Origin of the sequence: Paenibacillus sp. FSL H3-0329, assembly GCF_037963285.1 — a bacterium.
Taxonomy (GTDB): Bacteria; Bacillota; Bacilli; order Paenibacillales; family Paenibacillaceae; genus Paenibacillus_AQ; species Paenibacillus_AQ odorifer.
Genome location: NZ_CP150150.1, coordinates 3,817,011 through 3,835,842 on the forward strand (window position 1 = coordinate 3,817,011; position 18,832 = coordinate 3,835,842).

Here is an 18,832-nt window from a genome sequence, read left to right on the forward strand (position 1 = left end):
TTAATTTACTTTAATACTAATCAGAGAGGGCTGGAACCCAACCGGGTTACAGCTTTTCTCTTATCACCATTTCAATCAAAACGTCACAGCCTGCATTGATTAAATCATATACCTGCTCAAAATTCCCTGTAAAATAAGGGTCTGGCACTTCTCTCAATTCTTCCTCAGGCAATAAATCCATGAAGAACAAAAGCTTAGCCTCTTCCCCACCAGGAACCTTTCGAACATTCTCTCCATTAGACTTGTCCATACAAACGATATAATCAAACTTCTGAAAATCCTCGCTACTGACCAAACGCGCTGCCATATTTGCATAACTAATCATGTTTTGATCAAGTATACGTCTAGTCCCTTCATGGGGTTCCTTACCAATATGCCAATCTCCAGTTCCCGCACTGTCAACCAGAATCTTATGTGAAAGCTCTTGTTCATCAATCTTATGGCGCAGAACTGCCTCCGCCATTGGTGAGCGACAAATATTACCCAGACATACAAATAGCACGTTTACGATTTCATTCACCTCCCAATTGTTAAAACATAAGTAAATATGAATTTATGCACATAAAAAATCGCACACTATCATTTTAGCGTTGTCTTGGTCAATTGTGCAACTTTTCAATCTGCATTATACTGGGACAGGATAACCAACTAGAGTTTTAGAGGAGGAATGGATGTTATGCCATCCAAACGTGTCGTTATTTTTGCCGGTGGAGAACTATCTCCGGATTATTTCGCTCTATTAGATGAAGAAGATTTTATTATCGGTGCGGACCGGGGTGCATTATTCCTAATCTCACATGGATATATACCAGATATTGCAGTAGGTGATTTTGATTCTGTATCGCCTGAAGCTTTTCAGGATATTCAATCCAAAAGTAAAAAAACCATCACTTGTGATGCCGTAAACAAGGATTTAACCGACAGTGAGATGGCGCTCGATATTGCGATGAATCAGCAACCTGATTCTATTTTACTATTAGGAGTTACAGGCACTCGAATTGACCACTCCTTAGCCAGCATTCAAATGATGACAAGGGCTCTGCAACGTCAAATCAATTGCTACGTCATGGATTCTAATAACTATGTGACACTTACCGGATCCCAAACAGTCATTGAAGATTTGGGCTACACCTATGTATCTTTGCTTCCATTAACTCCTGAAGTAACAGGGATTACATTAGAAGGATTTCAATATCCTTTGAATGACGCCACTTTAAAGCTAGGCCAATCTCTAGGTGTAAGCAACAAACTGATTTCCTCCACTGGAACAGTTAGAATACGTAGTGGATTATTGCTGATTATCCAGAGCAAAGACTAAATACATAGTGATATAGAAACATCCTTGTAACTTTTGTTTTAAAATCAAAAAGCCGATAAATCCCTTATATATCAAGGGGTTTACGGCTTATTTTATTGTCCAAAATATCAAGTTATTAATTTTTTGTAACTTTTAATGAATTTTTAATAAAACGTTTACAACCCAGGCCCAGCCTCACTTTATTGCTGCTCTACCAAATTTTATGACATAGATAACCTGCTATACTACGAATCAGGCAAGCAAGACAAGACACAGCAAGACAGATTGATATACTAACTTTGGAGGTACTTACAACATGAATAAACAACAATGGATAAAAAAAGCGATTGTCATAGGAATGGTTACTACGATGGGCTTAGGAACAATGATGGCAACAGGCGTAGGCGCAACTAAAGTCGAAGCCGCTACGGTGTCCAAAGGACAAAGCGTTGTCAATTTCGGGAAAAACTATATGGGAACTCCATACAAATTCGGAGCATCTACTTCTACTACTAAGGTTTTTGATTGCTCTTCATTTATGAAACATATCTTTAAAAAGTATAATGTATCATTACCCCGTACAGCTGCAGCTCAATCAAAAGTAGGAACTTCTGTTTCCAAAGCAAACCTTCGTGTGGGCGATCTTGTATTCTTCTCTAGCGGCAGCAGAGCAACTGGTAAAAATGTAACTCACGTAGCTGTTTACGCCGGAAACGGTAAAATTCTGCACACTTACGGTAAACCAGGTGTTACGGTTTCTGATCTTAATTCTGGTACATGGAAAAAGACTTATCTAAAGGCTCGCCGCGTACTGTAAACAACAGCTCTATAGTAGAGTCTTTTCTATAAAAGAGAATAAGTCTCAGGATGTGGTGCTGCCTTCGGGCACCCTCATTACATATCCTGTTCCGCGAACAGTGTGAATTAACTTGTTCCGGTACCCTTTATCAATCTTTAAGCGGATATGCCTGATGTATACATCTACAACATTGGTATCTGCATGGAATTGATATCCCCATACTTGTTTGAGTATTTCCTCGCGGGAACATATAATCCCTCGATTCGCAGCGAGATAATATAGAAGATCGAATTCTTTATGCGTCATCTTAAGCTCGATCCCTTCACGGGTGACCAGCCTGCGGCTGGGATCGAGCATTAAACCATCCACCTTTAACAGATGTTTTAAATTTCGACGCCGACCCGTGAGGGTTAATAAATTTAGAATTCTACATTTGAATTCACCGGTATGTAGTGGCTTTGACATAAAATCATTCCCCCCGGCTAAAAAGGCCGCAACCGCTCCGTTACCCGATAACTCTTCGGAAATCACCATGACCGGAAGAATCATTCCCTCATCTCTTACTGCGGAAATGATTTTCCATCCTTCCCATGTTCCCACCTCGCCTAAATCAGCAACCAGCAATACCGGTTCTACTTCAGAAATGGATAAGCGAAGATCTTCGGGATCTTCGCTTTTTGTTATTTGCAGACCGATATCATTAAACACTTTTTCTATAGCGATTCGCTCTTCTTCTCCTCTTTCGTTTCCCTCAGACATATACCATATCAGTTGCTCACTCACAAAGATCCCCCGTATCCATCAGGCATGCATCAGCATCCCATTAATAGATATAGAATCCCCGGAAAGCAAAGAGACCATTCCTAGGAAATGGTCTGAAGATCAGTTTATCTTGCTTTTTAACCGAAATATCGATGATAAAAGCTACGGGCGGCGGCAATATCCTTCGTCCCATGAATCAATGCCCGGCCATCTGCGAAGATCACCATCCGGTAAGGACCTTCTTTAAAGGAAATTAGATAAGGATTGCTCTCTACCTCACCGTCTCCTAAACGAGACAAGCGGCTGGCTGTTTCCTGCAGGTTAAGGCTCTGCGGCCGGGCAGGGCGGATTTGTACGGTATCCCTACCACAAAGCACATCACTTCGTTCCGTATTCAAGGCTGTTAGATAAGGGTAGATCGGATGAGTCCCACAAGAAGGGCAATTCTCCTTTTTGGCACTTTTCACTCCAATTTCTTGATGTTCATTACGCCATACATCGAAAGTGAGCAGTTTATTTCTTAATTGGTCCTTACGGTGACCGAGAAGCTTTAACGCCTCAGCTGTAGCATTTGCAGTAACCAATTGCACGGCCTGTGGAAGAATACCCGCTGTATCACAGGTATCTCCCCCTAGTGGGACTGTACCTAAAAGACAATGAAGACATGGCGTTTCTCCAGGCAAAATCGTATATGTAATTCCATAGCTTCCTACACAAGCTCCATAAATCCAAGGGATATTATTCTTTTGGGCAATATCATTAATGATGAGACGTGTATCGAAATTATCGGTCCCATCCATAATCAGATCCACCCCTGAGATGAGTCCTTCCAGTTCTTCCTTCCGCACATCCATAACATGCGCTTCTATGACAACCTCAGAATTAATCTGCTGCAGTCTGTTCTGGGCTGCTATGGCTTTCGGAGCTCGCTCCTGTGCATCCATCTCGGTATACAGCTGTTGCCGCTGCAGGTTACTCCACTCTACATAATCGCGATCAACGATAAGGACATGCCCAACACCACAACGGACCAATGTCTCTGCAATCCCTGTACCTAACGCACCCGCACCAACCACAAGCACTTTTGATTTTGCGAGCCCTTGCTGTCCTTCAGTACCAAATGGCGCGAAACGTATCTGTCGTGAGTATCGATCTTCTCGCCCGGCGTAATGAAACATACATTATCTCCTCCCCATATCCAAAAAGCGGAGAACAGCAGGATGTCTGCTATTCTCCGGATTTATGATTATTCTATACTTGTACAGCTGACCACTGCTCAACATCCCAAATTTTCGTAACCCAATCTTCATAGAAATCAGGTTCATGGGATACAAGCAGGACTGTGCCTTTATATTCTTGCAAAGCGCGCTTCAGCTCTGCTTTAGCAATAACGTCAAGGTGATTGGTAGGTTCATCGAATAGTACCCAGTTGCTTTCACGCATCAAAAGCTTACAAAGACGCACCTTCGCTTGCTCCCCACCGCTCAGCATACTAAGCGGACGTGTAATATGTTCATTTTTTAGACCACAGCGAGCCAGATGCCCACGAACTTCGTTCTGAGTTAAACTGGAGAATTCATTCCAGACATCCTCAATAGGCGTAAGACTAGCTGCTTTCACTTCTTGTTGGAAATATGCAGGGTTCAGATAATCCCCAAGATAGGTTTTGCCGCTGTATGTTGGGATCACTCCCAGAATAGTCTTCAGCAGTGTAGATTTACCTACACCATTGCAGCCAACAATAGCAATCTTCTCCCCACGTTCAATGACCATATTTAGCTGTGGCAGCAGCGGACGATCATAACCAATCTCGAAATCAATTCCTTCGAATACGGTTTTGCCGCTTGCCCGGCTCTCTTTAAACTTAAAGGTCGGCTTAGCAGCTTCTTCAGGACGATCAATTCGGTCCATACGATCAAGCTGCTTCTCACGGCTTTTTGCCCGGCCTGAGGTTGAAGCACGCGCTTTATTCCGTTGGATGAAGTCCTCTTGTTTTTTGATAAAATCTTGTTGTTTCTCATAGGCATCGATATGCTGGTTTTTGTTCATCTCCGCCATATCAAGGAATTTCTCATAGTTCGCCGTGTAACGGGTCAATTTACCAAACTCCAAGTGATAAACGACATTAACGACTTTATTCATGAACTCAGTGTCATGGGAAATCAATATAAATGCATATGGGTACTGTTTCAAATAGTTGGTCAGCCAATCGATATGCTCAACATCCAAATAGTTGGTAGGCTCATCAAGCAATAGTACATTGGGTTTCTCAAGCAAAAGCTTTGCCAGCAGTACTTTGGTTCTTTGACCACCGCTAAGAGAAGCTACATCACGATCAAGCCCAATCACGGACAGGCCTAAACCATTTGCCATTTCCTCCACTTTTACATCAATCAGATAGAAATCTCCGATGTCCAGTTGTTCCTGAATGTCCCCCATCTGCTCCAATAGTACTTCTAGTTCCTCAGGCGAAGCATCACCCATCTGCTCTGTGATCTTCAGCATTTCCTGCTCTAACTCAAGCAGTGGCAGAAAAGCGTCCTTTAGAACATCGCGAATCGTTTTTCCTGGTGTAAGAATCGTATGTTGGTCCAAATAACCGTAACGCACCCGAGGGGTCCATTCTACTTTACCATTATCCTTCAAAAGCTTTCCTGTCAAAATATTCATTAGCGTCGATTTACCAACGCCATTTGCTCCAACAATTCCAACATGTTCTCCTGGTAACAACCGGAAAGACACGTTCTTGAACAACGTCCGATCCCCAAAATTGTGGGAAACGTCTTCTACAGTAAGTAAACTCATAAATTCTCCGCAAGCTCCTGTCTATACTTAAATAATGCGTAAATCAAATCACGTATAAATATATATTTTATCACACTTTAGCGGAACACTGAATTAAATGTTAGTCCCAATAGCCTATCTTAAGAAAAAACCACGGCGTTTTCCATCGTTTCGTTCGCCCTTAATGTCCCCTAACAGCTCAGCAATTACATCTGCCAACTTCCCTTTTTGTAAAAATGGATCTTGCTGACACGGTAGATTATAAACCCTATCTATACCTAAAGAATTTCGCAACAGTTCAACAGATTGCTGTTCAGCAAGTGGTAAACCCACTCTCCAATCCCGTTCAGGCTGCAGCCCCTTCCTCCTAATCCATAATAAAGTTTCCTCCAGTCGCCAATCTGCGCCAGAAGCAATTAGAATGGGAATATCGCTATGTTTGATTTCTTCCAGCGCTCCATCAAATCCACCCGTGCCCAGATCTAATACCACAAATTGATAAGCCCCTCTCATAAGCTCTGCTACATCCCCATGGTGAGGTCGCTTCCAGTAATGAACCTTCATCCAGGAAAATACAGACTCAGAGCTCTCAGCAGGAACTGAAGCGCTCTGCACATCAAGCAAATTGTGCATGCGATCATAAACCGATGAATCCGGTGATAGATCAACCCAAGCTGTTGAACCAATCTGTGCCAGATAACTGCTAATCGCAAATGAAGTATGTGTTGTTCCAAGTCCTGGCCCTACTCCAAGTAAGGCAATCACTTTAGCTTTCCGTTTGTCAACTGCTAGGGGTACAGACACTGCTGAATGATTACCTTCATCCATATCAGCCTCCACATGAACCAGTGCTTGAATAACAGCTGTTGCCTCCTGATATCTTTCCTCCGGATGTGGCCGTAATAAACGTCTAATTATCGGAATAAAAGCTGCGGGAACTTGGTCACGCAACTTATTTTCCATTCCTGACTCCCAGTGGCTGCATAATCCTCCGGTAGCCATATATAAAAGCAACGCACCAAGACCATATAAGTCAGAAACCGGTTGACTCTGCCCATTCCCATACTGCTCAGGAGCCGCGAATCCTACCGTACCAAGCTTCACCGTATCTTCAGCGATGCCTTTTCTAAAATTTCGAGCGATTCCGAAGTCGATTAACATTAATTCTTTTTGCTTAGTTAACATAAGATTGGAGGGCTTTAAATCACGATAAACAATGGGCGGATGATGACCATGCAAATATTGCAGGACTTCTAAAAGCTGTTTAGCAATTTGTAGGATGAATTCACAAGGCAAAGGTCCGGGATTATCCCTCATCAGCTGACTTAAAGTTATCCCTTCAATATAATCCATGACTAAATAAGAATACCCTTCTTTATCCGAAAGATAGTAATCAACAATACGTGGAAGCCGCGGGTGATCCAGCCCCATTAGCATCTCCGCTTCCGCTTCAATGTCCGAATGCAGCGTTGCTGAGCTAACACTTTCTTTTACAGCCCAACGTTTCCCCTTTAAACGCAGATCCTCCGCAAGATAAACAATACTCATTCCACCTGTTCCAATCTGGTCAATAATTCTGTATCTGGCGTCCATTATCTGCCCTACCCCAAGCTTCGATGCAAAATTCACTGAACTTCCCCCTTTTTCACATAAAAAAAAGAGAAAGCTTCCGCCATTAACGTTGTTACCGCAGATTACGATAACGTTAATAACGGGATGCTTTCCCTTAAGATTTTTAAATTAGGATCTTACCTAGTATTTAATCATATAAAGCGTGATCTCGTCACGATTATGAAACAGCTGCTTAGCCCGCTGAATCTGCATACGTTCGCCCTCAAACATTGCAATGATCTCTTTGATCATCGCTAGAGGTTTCTTATGCATCAGCTTTACGGTCACAATCGCTGTTCCGCCTGGTGACAGGCTGTGCAGCAGCCCGGTTACAAGCTTTGCCATCAGCTTAGGACTCCAGCTCATATCACATACAAGCAGATCAAATTCATTATCGCGGAATTTCACTTCTCCGGCATTTTTGCGCAAGATCTTCAGACCCGGGTAATTACGCAGCGATTCATGCATCAAAGCAGGGTCAACCGCTGTTACCTTCATTCCACGCTCCAGCAAGAAAGAAGTCCAGCCCCCTGGAGAGGCGCCAATATCAAGCGCATTACGGAAGCTGTAAAAAGGAATAGCGAACTCCTTCTCCGCTTCCATCAGCTTGAACTTAGCACGTGAGATTTGTCCGTCTTCTTTGCGGAAGCGGATTGCACCGCCATTCCAGCCGGATAGATTCTCTTCTGGTCTGGACACTCCTGCATATAAGGCATTCCCGTCTGCGTAGACAGAAATGACCCATGCCGGATCTTGTACTGTAAATTCTGCACCCAAGCTTTGTAATTGCTCCTGCAGCCATTCACGAAGTTCGCCCGGACTTTCCTGCCAGAAGGAAGGATCCCCTTTACGAACATTTAGGGATACTTTCTCCCCCTCTAGCTCACTGCGGCGGCTTAAATACACAGCCAAACGCTGTAGTGCTTCCATGGTTCCTTCATCCTGAAACTGCACAGGCTGTATATGACGAAGGAAAATGGGCAGATTCTGTGTGAGCAATCGTGATACTTCCTCGGGTTCAGACTGCAAGGTGGCGAGAAAGATTTCTCCCGGCAACAGCAGCGTACTCTTCACTGCGCCGAACAAGCGTCGAAGCTCTTCCTGAGCATATGGCGCAAAGCCGTGATTAGCTGTACAAATATATCGGGAGTACACTATTTCTTCCGGAGCAGTGGTCTGCTCTTCGTTATCATGTCTTAATTCGTTCAAATCGTTTTGCCTCCAGGTCTAATTTTAATCCAGGGACGACCGCTATCCCATTCTACATCAACAGGAATATCATAGGTGGCCAAGATCATTTCTTTGGTTAATACTTCTTCTTTCGGTCCGGAACCAGCTAGCTTACCGTCGCGAATTAAAGCAACATGTGTAAAAAGCGGGACAATTTCTTCCACATGATGAGTTACATAAACAACGGAGACATTACGTTGTCTCAGCTTATCTACTTCAGCCAGCATTTTTTCTCTTTCGTACAGATCAAGACCTGCACAAGGCTCGTCCATAATCAGTAGTTTGGGGTCAGCCATAAGACATCTTGCCAGCATTGCTTTTTTTCGCTCTCCCTGTGACAAGGTTCCAAAAGGATGAAGTGCCATATTGCCCAGATTCATATCCTCTAGCAAGCGGATTGCCTTCTCCTTCACTTCGTGTGGAATGCTCTCGTAGAAACGCAAATAAGCGTAAGCTCCTGTAGCGACAACCTCCCACACCGGATCATTTAAAGACATCTTCTCCATTAAGGAAGGACCAATATAACCAATTTCTTTACGAACCTCGCGTAAATCACATTGACCATATTTATTCCCCAATACCTCAACAGTTCCTTTGCTAGGGAATAAATAACCTGTCATAATCTCCAAAATTGTTGTTTTGCCAGAACCATTCCGTCCCAAAATGACCCAGTTTTCGCCTTCCTTAACTTCTAAGGACACATCGTCCAAGATTAGGCTTTCTTCTCTGCGCAGAGATAAATGTTGTAATGAAATGATCATGATATAATACTCCTTATGTATTCCAGAATCCGCTCAACTGAAACCATTGAATAATAAATAAGCGGATCCTCTATCCGGTCAGCAGAAGCCACTAGTAGAGCAGGAACACTGGTAATACGGTATTGTTGTACCAGATTAGGCAACATGTTCACATTTCCAGCAACCATTTGGAGTTCAGCAGGCAACAGATGTGCCGCCACTTCCAACATGCGTTCTGTTGCCTTACAGGTACCACACAGCGGAGTATGCAAAAACACTACCAGCGGTTCTCCCGGTCTCGTGAGTATCTCCAGTAAATCCGCTTCGTTCATTTCCTTCATTTTAGTCCCGTCTCCCCAGCGATATCATGAAGCTTATCAGAACTCAGGGGACCATTAAACAAGCGCATCCCCTCAGGTTTAGCCGCGTATAAGATTTCATACATTTCTTTTCTCCCTAAAACGCTGGAGGTGTGTAGATAGATTTCACAGGGGTACAGTCCTTCCAGAACAATCCGTCTAGCCACTTCCCCACCTGAATAATCATCCGGTCCCATATCATAATCTAACGATAAAATACCGACCTCACACTCACGCAGCATCAGAAGACATTCTTCTGTTGTCCGGGCTAAAGCAAATCCAAGCGGACCTTTACGGAGATCGTCCATATAGATATGAATCACTTTCTAGCCCCCGCTTCAAACCAACTGCGAACAGTAGCTATTTCATTCCGATGACTGCCATCTGGACCCTTTTCAGTTTCCAAAACAACAGATGTTTTACGTAATCGATCAGAAGTTATTAAGCTTTCAAGACCCTTTTCGCCGATAAAACCTTTTCCTATTCCAGCATGCCGGTCCCGTCTTGAACCAAAGGGAAACTTAGAATCATTAAGATGAACAGCTACAAGATGCGGCCAAAATCCAAGCTGGTTTCCTCGTTCAAGCAAGTCTTCCGTATGCTCAGGATTCCAAATTCCTGCTGCAAAAGCATGACAGGTATCCAGACAAAATCCAATCTTCTCGGGAAACTGGCTAAGCTCACGAACCTTCACCAATTCTTCAAGTGTAATCCCTTCGGTACCATGGTTGCCCGCTTGATTCTCAATTAGCAGCTTGGCGTTACCTTCCCAGGACTGCAGCGTCTCATTCATACATTGTATAATATTTTGATAGCCTTGTAACGGCTCCATTCCAGCAAAATGTCCAAAATGAACAACAATACCTAAGGAACCGCAGGCTTCAGCAATTTCCAGATCATTAAGAAGGGAGTCTACATACACCTTTCGAGGGGTTGCGTCATCCCTATTCGCAGCCATATTGATTGCATAAGGGGTGTGGGCGATAGAGGTGATTCCTTTTTCTTGGCAAAAGAGTGCACAATCCCTTGTATCTCGAATATCAACCGTCTTTAGCTTCAGACTGCGCGGATTTTTCGGAAAATATTGAAAACTTGTTGCACCGCTCTCCCAAGCCAATCGGGCAGCTCTCCCATATCCACCACGAATGCTAACATGAGCCCCTATTTTGGGTTTAGGCTTCATGCTGACAGTCTGGACAATAAAATACTTTGCGTCCAGACAGCTCTGTTTTGATAATCGTTCCCCCATCGCGTAGGCAAGGCTCGCCCTCACGGTCATAGACTTTACATTGATCATTATAGGAACCCGTAACCATGTCACCTGTCATAAACGGCATTTCCATGTATCCGCCGATCTCTGTCGCATCAGTTAATACTTTTTGAATGCTTTGATACAGACGGGAAATGGCTTCAGGTGATAAATTTTGTACTAAAACTGAAGGCAGAAGCCCAGCGTCAAAAGCAATCTCATCCGCATAACAATTTCCAATACCCGCCATTACATGCTGATTCACTAACAGACTTTTTAACGCACCACGCCGCCCTTTTAATATTCCTGCAAAACGTTCCGGCGTCATCCGTCGATCCAGCAGCTCAGGTCCAAGCTTACCCATCGTTGCTTCGCTTTCCTTCACGGATACTAAATGTAAGAACCCTAACCGCAGGCCCATAAAATAAAGGATCTGATCACCAAATGCGATTTCTACTTGCGTATTACGATCCGGCCGCTCTTCTTCTGAACCATAAAAAAGCAATCCACCCAGCATTAAATGCAATAGTAATCTTCGTCCATCATGGAGATGAAACAAAATGTACTTGGCGCGCCGCTCTACAAAAACAACACGCGCACCGATCAAGGCATCAATGAAAGCTTCTGTTTCCATGTTAATTGTTTTTTCTCTGTTCACAATTACATTAGTTATCGGAACATTTATAATACGCTGGCTAAGCAGCTGTCTATAATTCTCCATTTCCGGCAATTCTGGCATACTCATCGTCCCCTCTAAGTTGGTGAAGTAATAAGACCCTAGCTATTATACACCGAGAAACATTTTAAGTTCAGCTAAATCGGCACATATTTCATCGGGAGTGATCCCTGTGATACTTTTATAGTGCTCCAGATTCTCTGTAGTGGTTAAACCGGTAAGAACAAGGATTGTACGACAGCCCGCATTAACACCGGCAGCGATATCCGTACGCATATTATCCCCAACAACAGCAGCATGTTCAGGTTGAATTTTCAGAAGATCTGTCGCATATTTGATCAGATGCGATTCAGGCTTACCGATCACTACTGGCTTCACACCACTGGCAGCCTCAATTGCTGCACCGATCGTACCCGCACCCGGCATAACCCCATCATCTGATGGTAACATTAAATCTGGATTGGTGAGCACAAACTTTGCCCCGCTCAAAATCCAACGCGAAGCTTGAGCTAGCGAAGCATAATTAAAAGAACGATCGATACCTTGCACCACATAATCAGGGGATTCTGTGACGATTTGGAGCCCTGCCTCAATGCAAGCCATACGCAGTCCCTCTTCTCCAAGTATCGCCACTGTAGCCCCAGGTGATTCCTCAGCTATGTAACGTGCGGCTGCCATAGAAGAGGTACATACCTCCTCAGCTTTCGCCTCAATTCCCATTCCACTTAAGTGGGCAGCAACGTTAGCTGCCGTACGCGATGAGTTATTGGTAACAAATAAAAAAGGGATATCCGCTTCACGAAGAGCTTTTATCAGCAGATCAGCACCGGGAATCATTTTATGCCCATGGTACAATGTACCGTCTAGATCAATCAATAATCCTTCAATTTGTTCCATCACTAACCCCTCAGTTTCCATAATAAATTTAATTAATATAATAAATAAATAATAGTATTAACAAACTCGCAGCCTTTGCCCTGCTTGGATTTACAAGCATACTCAATCCCTTTAGGTGGAAGATATCACCTACTGATTTTCGGCAATATGTCCAGCCATTCGTTCGTCTTTTACTCCGTGATTACTTTAAATCTAACACACTTCGTCGAATGAAATCGAACAAGCGTCCCATCCAGCATTTTTTAGCATAGCACTGTCATTTCCTGCGCTTTCCCGGAAAATAATCATTCCCCCTATTGCCCATTTAGTCTGCGAGGTACCGGATATGCATTAAATTCCTCAGCTAATAATGTCTCAGGGAATATGAGTTCAGCTTCCTCAAGCAAAGGAATTAACTCTTCATGCGAGCTGTAACGAGAACTGAAATGAGTCAGCAACAGCTGACCTGCTTTGGCTTCTTTTGCTAACTCTGCAGCCTGACGCGCTGTACTGTGATGATATTGATACGCCATGTCAGCCAGATCATGGGCGAAGGTTGCTTCATGAACAACAAGGTCTGCATTAAGAGAGAGTTCTAAGGCTCCCGAACAAGGTCTTGTATCCCCAAGGATAGTAACAATACGTCCTCGTTTAGGTTCCCTGACAACATCAGCAGCACAGATTCGTACACCTTCATCCGTAACAACATCTTCACCTTTTTTTAATTTCCCATAAATCGGTCCCGGTTTTAAACCATAACTCTTAAGCAATTCCGTATTGAGGCTTCCGGGACTATCCTTTTCCGTTACCCGGTAGCCATAGCTGTCAATGCGATGCTCAAGTAATGCCGCCTCAACTTTAAAGCCATCATCCTCGAATATAATTCCTCCTGTATGCTCTACAATCTCAATCTTGTAAGGAATTCGGGATTGGCTCACAGCTAAGGAGATCTCTAGGTATGCTTTTAATCCAGGGGGTCCGTACACCGTTAACGGCGCTGTACCTCCCTGATAGCCACGACTTGATAATAGACCTGGAAGACCAAATAGGTGATCACCATGCAAGTGGGTAATGAATAGCTTTTCCAGCTTTCCTAACCGAATCGGCGAACTAAGAACCTGATGTTGTGTACCTTCCCCACAATCAAACATCCAAATACTGCGACGTTCTTCCAGCAGTCTTAATGTAACGGACGTTACATTGCGTTGTAGCGTTGGCACACCTGCATTAGTACCTAAAAAATATAAATCCATTCTTTTTCCTCCCTTCTACTTATTGGCTCAACCATCTCTTTTCAATTCTAAACGACCTTCTTCCAGCAAAAAACCCCCCAGTTACGGGAGGTTCCGCTGAAAGGGATACAATCCCCTACAGACCAGGTATATAAATGAAAGAATTACAGCTTCTCTACATTAAAATACTGCGCTTCTGGATGGGCAAATACCATAGCCGAAACGGAAGCTTCGGGCTCCATCATAAAGCCTTCTGTAAGGTGAACACCGATATCCTCCGGAGATAACAACTTAAACAGTGGACCTTGATCTTCTAAATCCGGGCATGCAGGATAACCAAATGAAACACGGATCCCTTGGTATCTTGCCCCATGTCTTTGCTTCATCGTCATATCCGCCGGATCTGGGAAACCCCAAGTATCGCGCATCATATGATGGACACGTTCTGCCAGTCCTTCTGCCACTTCAAGTGCAACCGACTGCAAGGCGTGTGAACGCAGATAATCTCCGCTTTCTTTCAGCTGAGTAGACAATTCACGTACACCGTGACCTGCTGTTACAACTAGGAATCCAACATAGTCCATAATACCACTGTCAACAGGTTTCAAGAAGTCCGCCAAGCACAGATGAGGCTCTACCCCTTGTCTTGGGAAAGTAAAGGTATGCAGGATCTCGGACGTATTCTGTGGATTATACACTATAATATCATTCCCTTGCGATTGTGCAGGGAAGAATTGATACATAGCATGTGGAGTAATGGTACCCTCTAGCATCGCTTGATGGAGAATATCGTCTGCGGTACCCTTCAGTTCAACAGTCCGCTGATCTCCAGCAGCTAATTGGGCTTCTACAGAACCCCGTAACCCCAAATGATGACCCAGCAGCATTTGCATATTCACATAGGGGATAATATGCCCCAATGGATAGTTACGCAGTACGTGGCGTTCTAAATCCGGTGGAACAAAAACAGGTGCATCTGGAGATATTTTGGAACGCACTGCTCTGGTTAGTTTCGGCAGTTCTTGCTTAGGCGCAACCGCAACCGCTGCTTCTGCCTCCACACGAATTTCCTCGGCAATCTTCTCCCGTTCTTCAGGGTTCATAAGCCGATTGGCAATATCCAGCCCGTCCATAGCGTCCTTAGCATACAATACTAGGCCGTCATATTCTGGACGAATACGGGTCTTCGTAAATTTACGGGTCAAAGCTGCGCCGCCAACCATAATCGGAACATCGATCCCAGCTGTACGTAAATCCTGAGCGGTGAGCACCATCTGCTGAGCAGATTTTACAAGCAGCCCGGACAATCCTATCGCATCAGCTTTTTCTCGACGGAAGGCTTCGATAATGGTCTCTGGTGGTACTTTTATACCCAAATTAATGATCTGATAACCATTGTTGGAGAGGATGATCTCCACTAGATTCTTACCAATATCATGTACGTCCCCTTTTACGGTCGCCAGCATAATTTTTCCTTTAACCGCTGTCTCATCCTTCTGCATAAACTGCTCTAGGTGATTCACAGAAGCCTTCATCACTTCAGCGCTTTGTAGCACTTCAGCAACAATCAATTCATTATTATTAAATAACCGGCCGACTTCCGACATCCCTGCCATCAGCGGTCCATTGATGATCTCCAGCGGACCAGATTTAGTCAATGCTTCATTTAGATCAGGAATGAGTCCTTCCTTCGTACCTTCAACCACATAGGAGGCTAAACGTTCTTCAAGTGACAGGTTGGAAATCTTCTCTTTTTTCTCTACTTTTTTACCACGGAAAGCAGCTACAAAAGCAGAAAGCGTCTCATCATTCGTATTATAAATCAGTTCCTCAGCAAGATGACGTTCTACGGCAGGAATGGAAGCATACCGCTCCACTTTCTCTGTATTTACGATCGCATAATCTAATCCAGCTTTTGTACATTCATAAAGGAATACTGAATTCAACACTTCACGTCCCGCTTCCGGCAATCCAAAGGAGACGTTGCTGATGCCCAAGATCGTATGAACACCTGGAAGTGCTTCCTTGATCAAACGAATGCCGTCAATCGTTTCTTTTGCTGAACCGATATATTGTTCATCTCCGGTTCCTACAGGGAACACCAGCGTGTCAAAAATAAGATCTTCTCCTGCTAAACCATACTTGTTCACTAGCAAGTCATAGGAGCGTTTAGCCACTTCCAGTTTATCTGTCGCCTTAATTGCTTGTCCCGTCTCATCGATGGTACCCACAACAATAGCTGCGCCATATTTATGAATGATCGGCGTCACCAGCTCGAATTTCTCTTCACCATCTTCAAGGTTAATAGAGTTAATTATCGCCTTACCTTGGCAGTACTGCAAAGCTAAATCAATAACCTTAGGATCGGTAGTATCGATCATCAGAGGTACTTTAACCTTTTTTACAACCAGTTCTAAGAAAAGCTTAATATCTTCAATCTCATCGCGGTCAGGGTCTTGTACACACACGTCAATAACCTGTGCCCCACTCTTTACCTGAGCTCGGGCAATTTCTGAGGCTTCCTCATATTTACCTTCGACGATAAGACGTTTGAATTTACGAGAGCCAAGTACATTCGTACGTTCACCAACCATGTAAGGACGGTTGTCGTTCTCAATATAGATTGGCTCAATACCTGAAAGTGCAGGTGGATGATTACCTGCCAGCGGGCGTGGAGGATATTCGGAAAGTGCTTCCTTCATCGCACGGATATGCTCTGGTGTCGTTCCACAGCAGCCCCCCGCAATATTCAGCCAGCCTTTTTCAGCAAAGGCTGCAATCTTGCGAGCTAAAGAATCTGGAGATTCATGATAATGTCCATTCTCATCCGGCAATCCTGCGTTTGGATAACAGCTCACGGCTGCCGAGGAGATCTCCGAAAGCGAACGAATATGATCCCGCATGAACTCTGGACCAGTCGCACAGTTGAGGCCCATAGAGATAGGCTTCAGATGTTCTAATGAGATATAAAATGCTTCAATATTCTGACCCGCCAGTGTAGTACCCATTGGTTCAATTGTTCCTGAAATCATAACCGGTAATGTGATGCCAGTCTTTTCAAAAGCATTACGAATACCAATACTTCCAGCTTTAACGTTAAGTGTATCTTGAGAGGTCTCCAGCAGCAAAACATCTACTTTACCGTCGATCAATGCCACTGCTTGTTCCTCATAGCTATCAACTAGCTCTTGGAAAGTAACGCCTCCAGTTACTGAGAGCGTTTTTGTTGTTGGACCCATAGCCCCCACGACGTATCGCGGACGGTCAGGTGTGTCATATTTGTCTACTGCTCTGCGGGCCAACTCTGCTGCCGCTAGATTGATCTCACGTGCGCGCTGAGGAATATCATATTCAGCTAGTACAACAGAGGTTGCACCAAATGTGTTAGTCTCAATGAGATCAGCCCCTGCTTCGAGATACTGCTCATGAATCGTCTGAATGACTTCTGGACGTGTTAATACCAGCATTTCATTACAGCCATCCAGCTCATCGCCACCAAAATCTTCTCCAGTAAGAGGCACCTGTTGGATCATTGTGCCCATTGCGCCATCAAGGATCAAAATCCTTTGTTGTAAGCTTTCCTCAAGTGTATATTTAGCCAACTAATAGTCCCCCCAGTAAAACATTAGAGTAAGTTTAGCAGAATAAAGGAATTTCGAAAAGCCTTCCTTTCCACTCTGCTTTATCTGTTATTGCTCAGCAACCGTTGTGAACCTTTGAATCATGGTTTCACAGACAGCTCTTTGCTAGGCATAGAGTGCTGTGTCCGGGCTGTCACATGTGAAGTGACATTATATTGTCCTTCCTTTTCAAGGGTCCCTTCTGCTTGATAGACTCCTTTACCTATTAGCTTTCCCTTAAGCTCTATTTTCTGTCCCTCATCATTTTTATTCACAATTTCGAACAGAACCTCTTTTGCATCATCTACTGCCTCGTTATCTTGGGTCACCACAGCTTCAAAGGTTACCTTTTGATTTACAACAACTTCTTCAGGACTCCATTGTAGTTCGACTTTGATAGGTTCCATAGACATGTTCATATTCATGTTATGTATTTCTGAATGCTTGGTTCCATTTGAAGAACATCCACCTAGTACTAGAAGTGTTGCACCTAATAATACAGCGACTAATTTCTTCGATCTCATCATTTGGAGCCCTCCCAATCATTATCGAATAATAAAAATCTACCAATTCATGTTATACATCTCCATCTATTATACACATTATTATTGGTTTTTCAGTATTTTGCATCAATTCCGCATTAGACTTGTGACTTAAATCATTTACTTAAAAATCTAATGAAATCCTTATGTTAGTATGTATGTACAGAAAAGCAGCGAGTTTCTTAGGATCTCAGAAACTCGCTGCTTTTATAAAGTCTTTATGTTGGAGCTAATAGCTCTGTATATCTTACAAGGATTGAACTAGTGGAAGAAGCTCCTCAAGGTGATTGATTTCATGATCCGGATGAATATCAAGACTAGGTGCTCTACCTTTTCTATTAATCCAGACCGTGGTCAACCCTGCTGCCAGCCCCCCACGGATATCCGTTGTAAGCTTATCGCCGACCATAACCGCTTGCTCAGGAGTTACATCAAGAAGCTCTAAAGCATGCAGGAAAATTTCCTTATCCGGTTTGCCTTTACCAAAGCTTCCGGAAATCACAATATGATCAAAGAAAGGAATTAACTCTGGCACACCATCTAGTTTTTCTTGTTGCAGTGCAGGACAACCGTTCGTAAGTAGCAAAAGCTTCACTTGACCCCGTAACTGCTCCAGTACATGCATTGTTTCTTCATAGATGTATGGACGTTTTCTGCGCTCTGCTGCGAATTTAGTTGCCAAGGTCTCAGCTAGTGCTTCGTCTTCCACCCCTAAGGTTGCAAGTCCGCGACGCCAAGACTCTTTACGATAAACCGGTGCAAGCTGCTCCAATTGACGGAATTCTGGCTGTTCACCTGCCGTAAAGTTAGCCCAGAGTGCTTCATATGGATTAATTCCGATCATCTTTGTAAATGGGAACGTCTCATAAGATTCATACAAGCTACTTGCTTCCTTACGAACTGCAACTTCTAGTTCTTGTGGATCAATCGTATCCCCGGCGGCTTCACAAGCAGAACGAAATGCTTCTTCGACGCTCCGATCATCCCACAGCAATGTATCATCAAGGTCAAATAGTACAGCAGAAATTGGCATTACAGGTCTCCCTCTCCCTTTA

General features: G+C 43.8%; 18 protein-coding genes. 2 read left to right on the plus strand and 16 right to left on the minus strand.

The annotated features are described in order from the left end of the window. Positions 1–46 precede the first annotated feature (46 nt). Positions 47–511, minus strand: coding sequence for a low molecular weight protein-tyrosine-phosphatase (locus NSQ66_RS16790; RefSeq protein ID WP_076141998.1), 465 nt, complete (start codon positions 509–511; stop codon positions 47–49). A 165-nt stretch (positions 512–676) separates the two neighbouring features. Between NSQ66_RS16790 and NSQ66_RS16795 the strand changes: the two genes are divergently transcribed. After that, on the plus strand, positions 677–1,318 hold the full coding sequence (locus tag NSQ66_RS16795) for a thiamine diphosphokinase (RefSeq protein ID WP_036687693.1): 642 nt from the start codon (positions 677–679) through the stop codon (positions 1,316–1,318). A 295-nt stretch (positions 1,319–1,613) separates the two neighbouring features. Beyond that, positions 1,614–2,114 carry a C40 family peptidase gene (locus tag NSQ66_RS16800; protein WP_036687694.1) on the plus strand — a complete coding sequence of 167 codons (501 nt, stop codon included), beginning with the start codon at positions 1,614–1,616 and terminating at the stop codon, positions 2,112–2,114. Positions 2,115–2,159: 45 nt separating this feature from the next. On the opposite strand, the gene NSQ66_RS16805 is transcribed toward NSQ66_RS16800, so the two are convergent. The 15 genes from NSQ66_RS16805 to NSQ66_RS16875 all read right to left on the minus strand — a co-directional run bounded on the left by NSQ66_RS16805 (position 2,160) and on the right by NSQ66_RS16875 (position 18,810). Continuing rightward, positions 2,160–2,879, minus strand: a complete 720-nt coding sequence (locus tag NSQ66_RS16805; RefSeq protein ID WP_051491528.1) for a response regulator transcription factor — start codon at positions 2,877–2,879, stop codon at positions 2,160–2,162. Between the two features lie 116 nt (positions 2,880–2,995). After that, positions 2,996–4,036 carry a ThiF family adenylyltransferase gene (locus NSQ66_RS16810; RefSeq protein ID WP_036687696.1) on the minus strand — a complete coding sequence of 347 codons (1,041 nt, stop codon included), beginning with the start codon at positions 4,034–4,036 and terminating at the stop codon, positions 2,996–2,998. A gap of 73 nt (positions 4,037–4,109) precedes the next feature. Next, on the minus strand, positions 4,110–5,663 hold the full coding sequence (locus NSQ66_RS16815) for an ABC-F family ATP-binding cassette domain-containing protein (RefSeq protein ID WP_036687697.1): 1,554 nt from the start codon (positions 5,661–5,663) through the stop codon (positions 4,110–4,112). A gap of 114 nt (positions 5,664–5,777) precedes the next feature. Then, positions 5,778–7,271, minus strand: coding sequence for a serine/threonine-protein kinase (locus NSQ66_RS16820; RefSeq protein WP_036687699.1), 1,494 nt, complete (start codon positions 7,269–7,271; stop codon positions 5,778–5,780). A gap of 123 nt (positions 7,272–7,394) precedes the next feature. Beyond that, positions 7,395–8,462, minus strand: a complete 1,068-nt coding sequence (locus NSQ66_RS16825; protein ID WP_036687700.1) for an SAM-dependent methyltransferase — start codon at positions 8,460–8,462, stop codon at positions 7,395–7,397. Continuing rightward, complete coding sequence (locus NSQ66_RS16830; RefSeq protein WP_036687827.1) at positions 8,459–9,241, minus strand: ATP-binding cassette domain-containing protein; 783 nt, start codon at positions 9,239–9,241, stop codon at positions 8,459–8,461. Before NSQ66_RS16830 ends, NSQ66_RS16825 begins: the two co-directional genes overlap by 4 nt. Continuing rightward, positions 9,241–9,564: a thioredoxin family protein gene (locus NSQ66_RS16835; RefSeq protein ID WP_076141991.1), complete on the minus strand. Its 324-nt coding sequence runs from the start codon at positions 9,562–9,564 to the stop codon at positions 9,241–9,243. The genes NSQ66_RS16830 and NSQ66_RS16835 overlap by 1 nt, the downstream gene beginning before the upstream one ends. Continuing rightward, positions 9,561–9,905, minus strand: a complete 345-nt coding sequence (locus tag NSQ66_RS16840) for a cyclic-phosphate processing receiver domain-containing protein (protein WP_036687703.1) — start codon at positions 9,903–9,905, stop codon at positions 9,561–9,563. The genes NSQ66_RS16835 and NSQ66_RS16840 overlap by 4 nt, the downstream gene beginning before the upstream one ends. After that, entirely contained in the window at positions 9,902–10,765 is an 864-nt protein-coding gene (locus NSQ66_RS16845) for a deoxyribonuclease IV (RefSeq protein ID WP_076141990.1), read from the minus strand. Before NSQ66_RS16845 ends, NSQ66_RS16840 begins: the two co-directional genes overlap by 4 nt. After that, entirely contained in the window at positions 10,755–11,570 is an 816-nt protein-coding gene (locus tag NSQ66_RS16850; protein ID WP_036687706.1) for a DNA-formamidopyrimidine glycosylase family protein, read from the minus strand. The genes NSQ66_RS16845 and NSQ66_RS16850 overlap by 11 nt, the downstream gene beginning before the upstream one ends. 45 nt (positions 11,571–11,615) lie before the next feature. Further along, a complete protein-coding gene (locus NSQ66_RS16855; protein ID WP_038571566.1) occupies positions 11,616–12,404 on the minus strand; it encodes a TIGR01457 family HAD-type hydrolase in 789 nt (262 codons plus the stop codon). A gap of 293 nt (positions 12,405–12,697) precedes the next feature. Further along, positions 12,698–13,636: a ribonuclease Z gene (gene rnz / locus NSQ66_RS16860; RefSeq protein WP_076103946.1), complete on the minus strand. Its 939-nt coding sequence runs from the start codon at positions 13,634–13,636 to the stop codon at positions 12,698–12,700. Positions 13,637–13,779: 143 nt separating this feature from the next. Further along, complete coding sequence (gene metH / locus NSQ66_RS16865) at positions 13,780–17,217, minus strand: methionine synthase (protein ID WP_076141989.1); 3,438 nt, start codon at positions 17,215–17,217, stop codon at positions 13,780–13,782. 119 nt (positions 17,218–17,336) lie between these two features. After that, positions 17,337–17,762, minus strand: a complete 426-nt coding sequence (locus tag NSQ66_RS16870) for a FixH family protein (RefSeq protein ID WP_038571571.1) — start codon at positions 17,760–17,762, stop codon at positions 17,337–17,339. Positions 17,763–18,024: 262 nt separating this feature from the next. Further along, a complete protein-coding gene (locus NSQ66_RS16875; protein WP_076141988.1) occupies positions 18,025–18,810 on the minus strand; it encodes an HAD family hydrolase in 786 nt (261 codons plus the stop codon). Between the last annotated feature and the right edge of the window lie 22 nt (positions 18,811–18,832).